Genomic DNA, 6086 nt, shown 5'->3' with positions numbered 1-6086 from the left:
CCCAGTCGGGCCTCGTGGACGGTGCCTACCAGTTCCGCGCCAAGGTCACCGACACGGCCGGCAACACGACAACCTCCAACGTCGTGAGCGTCACGGTCGACACGGCGGCTCCGGCGGCCGGCACGCTCTCGCTGACGGGCTTCAGCGACAGCGGCACGTCGTCCACCGACTTCATCTCGACGGACAACGCGTTCAACCTCAGCCTCGGCGGAGCCGAGAGCGGCGCCGGCATCACCTACCAGCGCTCGACCGACGGCGGCACCACGTGGCTCACCACCTCGGCGGCGCAGAGCACGCTCGTCGACGGCAACTACAGCTACCGTGCCCTGGTGACCGACACGGCCGGCAACACGGCAACCTCCAACGAGATCGCCGTGAAGGTCGACAACGCCGGCGCGACCGTCAGCAGCGTCGCCATCGCCAGCGCCACCGGCATTCAGAACGGCCGGCTCAACCAGGGCGATGTGGTCAGCGTGGCCGTGACCTTCAACGAGGCCGTGGTCGTGACCGGTACCCCCGTGTTGGCCCTGAACGTCGGCGGCACGTCGGTCAACGCCAGCTACGCGTCGGGCAGCGGCACGAGCCAGCTGGTGTTCAACTACACCATCCTGGCCGGCCAGACCGACGCCAACGGCATCAGCCTCGGAGCCAACGCCTTGTCCCTCGGGACGGGCACGATCCGGGATCTCGCCGGAAACAACGCGACGCTGGCCACGGCGGCGGTCACGGACAACGCAAACTACGTCGTCGACACGACCCCCGCGACCGTCAGCAGCGTGGCCATCGCCAGCGCGACCGGCATCCAGAACAGCACGCTGAACGCGGGTGACGTCGTCACCGTCAGGGCGACCTTCAGCGAGGCGGTCTCCGTGACCGGCTCCCCGCTGCTGGCCCTCAACATCAACGGCACGACCGTCAACGCGACCTACGCCTCGGGCAGCGGCTCGACCCAGCTCCTCTTCAACTACACGATCCAGGCCGGCCAGAACGACGCCACCGGCATCAGCATCGGCGCCAATGCCATCGCCCTGAACTCCGGGACGATCACGGATCTCGCCGGCAACACGGCCACCATCACGTCGACCGCCGTCACCGACAACGCGAGCTACCTGGTCGACACGACGGCCCCCGCCGTCACCGCCGTCGCCATCACCGGCGCCAGCGGCAGCCAGAACACCACGCTCAACGCCGGCGACGTGGTCACCGTCCGCGCCACCTTCGGCGAAGCCGTCACGGTGACCGGCACCCCCCAGCTCGCCCTGAACATCGGCGGCACCACCGTCCTGGCGAACTACACATCGGGCACTGGAACGACCCAGCTGAACTTCACCTACACGATCCAGGCGGGCCAGACCGACGCCAACGGCATCAGCATCGATGCCAATGCGCTGAGCCTCAACTCCGGGACGATCACGGACGCGGCTGGCAACGCGGCGACGCTCACCTCGAGCACCGTCGCTGACAACGTCACCTACAGGGTGGATACCACCGCGCCGACCGTCTCGGGCGTCGCCATCACCAGCGCGACGGGCCTGCAGAGCAGCACCCTGAACGCCGGTGACGTGGTGACCGTCCGCGCCACGTTTAGCGAGGCGGTGACCGTGACCGGCACGCCGCAGCTCGCGCTCAACATAGGCGGCACCACGGTCCTGGCGAACTACACATCGGGCACTGGAACGACCCAGCTGAACTTCACCTACACGATCCTGGCGGGCCAGACCGACGCCAACGGCATCAGCATCGATGCCAATGCGCTGACCCTGAACGCCGGCACCATCACGGACGCCGCCGGCAACGCGGCGACGCTCACGACGGTGGCGGTGGCAGACAATGCCGGCTACCTCGTCGACACCACGGCTCCGGCCGCGGGCACGCTGTCGCTGAGCAACTTCAGCGACTCCGGATCCTCCTCCACGGACTTCATCTCCACTGATACCGCCTTCGACCTGAGCGTCTCGGGCGCGGAAGCCGGCGCGACCGTCGTGTACCAGCGGTCCACCGACGGAACGACCTGGACCACGACCACCGCCGCGCAGAGCGGGCTCACCGACAACACCTACCAGTACCGGACGCAGGTCACGGACGCCGCCGGCAACACCGCGAATTCGGCTATCCTCAGCGTCACCGTGGACAACACGGCGCCGACGGCCAGTGGCGCCGGAAACCTCGCCATCGTCAGCGCGACGGGCATCCAGAACAGCACTCTGAACGCGGGCGACGTCGTGAGTGTCAGGGCCACGTTCAGCGAAGCCGTGCTGGTCACGGGTACGCCCCAGCTGGCCTTGAACATCGGCGGCACGACGGTGCAGGCCAGCTACGCGTCCGGCAGCGGCAGCACCCAGCTGGTGTTCACCTACACCATCCTGGCCGGCCAGACCGACACCGACGGCATCAGCATCGGATCGAACGCACTGTCGCTGAACGGCGGCACGATCAGGGACGCCGCAGGCAACAACGCAACCCTGACCACGACCTCGGTCGGCGCGAACGCCGGCTACCTGGTCGACACGACGGCTCCCACGCTGCCGGGCAACACGACGCTCTCCTACAACTCCAACAGCGATGCTTTGAGTTGGACGGCGGCGACGGGCGCGACGTCGTACGCCTGGTCAGCAAGTGGGACGACGTCCGGCGGAACCGCCGCAACGGCATCGGGTACGGTGACCACGAACTCAGCCGATCTGACCACACAGCTCAACGCCCAAAGCCTCAATGGTCGGGCCGTTACGATCACCGTGACCGCGCTCGACAACGCCGGCAACAGCGCGTCCTATACGTCCCTCAGCACGACTGCCCCGGTCGGCGTCTCCGGCTCCCCGACGAACCTCGGCCTCGGGAACCCCGCCGACGGTGCCCTGGTGACCCTCACGGTCGCGTCGCTGCCCGCAGGCTGGACGCTCGACGGCTGGACCCGCCAGGCGGACGGAACGTGGTCGATCACCACGGCCGATCCGGGCTCCCTCACCTACACCACGCCGGTCGACTATGTCGGCGCCGAGGTGATCGAGATCGCCATGAACTGGACCGACGCCAATGGCGTCCCGGTCACGCGCATCGTGCTCGACAACGCCGAGGCCTTCGCCCCGGGCAACCCGATCTTCGCCTGGGCGGGTGACGACAACCTCACCGGCAGCGCCGGGGCGGACACCTTCGTGATGGCCGATCCGATCGGCAACAACGTGGTCTACGCCTTCGACGTGGCGCGGGACCGGCTGGACCTGTTGGCCTTCACCGGCTTCACCAGCTTCGCCGATGTCGTCGCGAACCTCGCGGAAACGGCTGCCGGCGACGCCCTGCTGACGCTGGCGGACGGGCAGACGGTGACGTTCCAGGGGGTCAGTGCCGCGGCCCTCACGGCGGCGAATTTCGTGTTCGACGAGACGCCGGTCACGCAGAACGCCGGCACCATCGCGGTGGGCAGCGGCGCCATGCTTCCGCTGGCGGGCGAGTTGCACAACACCGGCACCGTCGCCCTGGACGCGGCCGGCCGCGAGACGCTGCTGCAGATCCTGCAGCGCGGCCTCACGCTCACCGGCGGCGGCGAGGTGGTGCTGTCCGACGACGCCGGCAACGTCATCGCCGGCACCGCACCGGGCGTGACGCTGACCAACGTCGACAACGTCATCTCCGGCGCCGGTCAGATCGGCCAGGGCCAACTCGCGCTCGTCAACCACGGCACGATCGTGGCCGACGGCACCCAGGCGCTGGTCATCGACACCGGGGCCAACGCGGTCGTCAACACCGGGACCATCGAGGCCACCGGCACCGGCGGCCTCACCATCGCCAGCAACCTCGTCAACGACGGGATGCTGCGGGCCAACGGTGGCGACATCACCGTGGCCGGCCAGTCCTCGGGCACGGGCGTGGCGGTGGTCACCGGCGCCGCGACCCTCGACCTCGAGCAGGCCTCCTCGCTCACGGTCGATCTCGGCCAGGGCGACGGCATCCTGGAGATCGACGACAGCCAGGACTTCACCGGCCAGATCGCAGCATTCGGCAGCGGCGACCAGCTGCGGCTCACCGACATCGCCTTCGGCAGCCAGACGTCTCTGGCCTTCACCGCCGATGCGAGCGGTGCCGGCGGCACCCTGACGGTGACCGACGGCACGCATGTCGCCAGCCTGGCCCTCCTCGGCCAGTACGCCGCGGCCGGCTTCTCGCTCGGAACGGACCAGGAGGGCGGCGCCATCGTCACCTATGCCTCGCAGGGCACGGCGACGAGCGACCCGCTGACCCTCACCAAGCCCGTGGCCTGAGGCGGATGAGAGATGATGCGAGGCTCCCCGCCGGAGCCTCGCATGCAACGGCCAGCATGGGGGCCATCCCGTGGATCGCGCGTCAGCCACGCCCCTCGTCAGCGTGCTCGTCCCCGCGTTCAACGCCGCGCCGTTCCTGGCGGAGGCGATCGGCTCCCTGCTCGCCCAGACACTGACCGACTTCGAACTGATCGTCGTCAATGACGGGTCCACCGACGAGACCGGCGCGATCGCCAGGTCCTTCGCCGACCCCCGCATCCGTGTCCATGACCTGCCCGTGAACATGGGAGAGGCCCAGGCCGCCAATCTCGGGCTCGCGCTCGCGAGGGGCCGCTATCTCGCGCGCCTCGACGCCGACGACATCGCACTGCCCCACCGGCTCGCCATGCAGGTCGCCGAACTGGACCGCCGGCCGGACATCGAGGTGCTGGGCTCCAACATGCTGGTGTTTCCCAAGCCCCGCTCCACCACGACGGTCCCGGGGACGGACGCGGCGATCAAGGCCACCTTCATGCTGGCGGCCGGAAACCTGATGAACCCCACCACCTGCCTGCGCATGGACTTCGTCCGGCGGCACGGGCTGCGCTACGACCCCATGCTGCGCAAGGGCGTCGACCTGGCGTTCTGGATCGCGTGCATGCGCAAAGGTGCCCGCTTCGCCAATCTGGCCGAGCCGCTCGTGCGCTACCGGATCCACGGCGGCAACCTCAGCAGGCAGGCGGGTTCGGTCAACGGGATCGTCCAGGACCTCGCGATCGCGTTCTTCCCCGACCTTCCGTCGAGCCGGGCCCGGCGCCTGGCGGACCTCTTCGTCCCGCGCCGCCTCGGCTGGACCGACGCCATCGCGACGGTCGAGGCCGCGGCCCTCGCGAAAGACCATGACCGGAGCGTCTTCGGAGAGGATCGCCCCCTTCTGCTGCGCTGGATCGAGCAGCGCGCCAACGGGCTGCGCAACGCCGTTCCGGCAGCACCCTCGCCCGCCGGCGGGAACACCCGGCGCGGCACGAGCTTGGCCGCGTCGCAGCGCGACACGACATCGTCCGAGAATGGGACAGATCAAGCCCCACAGTGAGGAAATCCAAGCACTTTAAGGTTGATTGTACGCTAAAGGTGTAGCTTCATCGGTGCGATGTTAATAGTGAGGTAACTCAAGGCGCCAAGCCCGCCGACCTCGAACCCAGACCGCCCCTGATGACCACCGACGCGACCACCGATTGGGCTAAGGACTCGGGGCTCTTCGCCCTGGCCCTCGTGCTTCGCGTCCGCGGCGTGCGGCTCGAGCCGGCCGAGCTCCTGCGCCGGGCCGGCGGGGACGTGCCCGACGTGGCCATGATGACCCGCCTCGCCCGCGACGTCGGCCTCGCCGCGGCGGTCATCGACGTGGGCTGGGACGATCTCGCCCGCCTCCCCCTCCCCGCCATCGCGATTCTCGCCGACCGCCGCTTCCTGATCCTCGCGGCGGCCGACATCCACGGAGGCCGCGTCGCCGGCGTCGGACCGGACGGCGGCTGCCAGCTCGATCGCGACGCCTTCGAGGCGGATTGGACGGGCCAGGTCATCGTGGTGGGCCAGGCCCAGCGCGCGAGCGAGTTGCCCGCGGCCATCCCTAAGCAGGACGCGCAGGAGCCCCAAGCGCAGGAGCCCCACACGCGGGACACCCAGGCGCATGCCGCCCGCCCGACCGCCGGCACGCCTGACACCGCGCCGGACGCACGCAGCCACGGCACCGCCGTCTCCCGCCGGCTCGGCGCCATCCGGGATCGGCTCGCCGACACCTGGGCCGACCTCAAGGCCCGCTTCTGGGAGGATGCCGAGGCGGAAGCCGCGCAG

General features: G+C 69.5%; 2 protein-coding genes and 1 pseudogene. All 3 read left to right on the top strand.

Annotation, left to right across the window (positions count from 1 at the left end):
- Positions 1–4256 (top strand): Ig-like domain-containing protein (locus Q0Q47_RS15170; RefSeq protein ID WP_293861373.1); only part of this gene is annotated, 4256 nt, incomplete at its 5' end.
- A gap of 70 nt (positions 4257–4326) precedes the next feature.
- Positions 4327–5328 carry a glycosyltransferase family A protein gene (locus Q0Q47_RS15165; RefSeq protein WP_293861370.1) on the top strand — a complete coding sequence of 334 codons (1002 nt, stop codon included), beginning with the start codon at positions 4327–4329 and terminating at the stop codon, positions 5326–5328.
- 119 nt (positions 5329–5447) lie between these two features.
- Positions 5448–5816: pseudogene (locus tag Q0Q47_RS15160) on the top strand (cysteine peptidase family C39 domain-containing protein); the annotation flags it as partial.
- Between the last annotated feature and the right edge of the window lie 270 nt (positions 5817–6086).

Origin of the sequence: uncultured Alsobacter sp. (assembly GCF_945952055.1) — a bacterium.
In the GTDB taxonomy this organism is placed as follows: domain Bacteria; phylum Pseudomonadota; class Alphaproteobacteria; order Rhizobiales; family Beijerinckiaceae; genus Alsobacter.
Note: the sequence above shows the minus strand (reverse complement) of the source record. Positions and strands in the feature narration are given on the sequence as shown.